1 protein-coding gene is annotated in these 421 nt (G+C 59.9%); it reads left to right on the plus strand.

The annotated features are described in order from the left end of the window. Positions 1 to 421, plus strand: a 421-nt coding sequence (locus DY467_RS25745) for a TonB-dependent receptor domain-containing protein (protein WP_164639870.1), incomplete at both ends; no start/stop codon positions are given.

A 421-nucleotide genomic window follows, 5' to 3' on the forward strand; every position in this document is an offset into this window, starting at 1 on the left:
CATGGAATGTCTATAATCCGGCGCCGCTCCCTGGTATCGAAGCAGGGCGTCCTGCATTGGGCAAGAGCGGTGATCTGACACTTTCGAGCGTCGCAATTTCGGACACACTGTCATTCCTCAACGACGCGGTGCTGTTCACGCTTGGTGTGCGTCACCAGAAGATTAGACAGGAAGGGTTCGATCCAACGAGCGGACTTCTGACTGGGGCGCCCTACGATGCGTCAGCGACGACTCCACTGGCCGGCCTCGTGGTCAAGCCGTGGCACAACGTCTCGCTCTACGCGAATTATGCTGAAGGCCTTTCACCGGGGCAGGTGGTGCCCTTGACCGGCGGCTACACCAATGCCGGTGCGATCCTTGCGCCCTACAAGTCGAAGCAGCAAGAAGCCGGCGTCAAGGTGGACTGGGGCACCATCACCAC

It is taken from the genome of Rhodopseudomonas sp. BR0G17 (genome assembly GCF_010907025.1).
Taxonomy (GTDB): Bacteria; Pseudomonadota; Alphaproteobacteria; order Rhizobiales; family Xanthobacteraceae; genus Rhodopseudomonas; species Rhodopseudomonas palustris_H.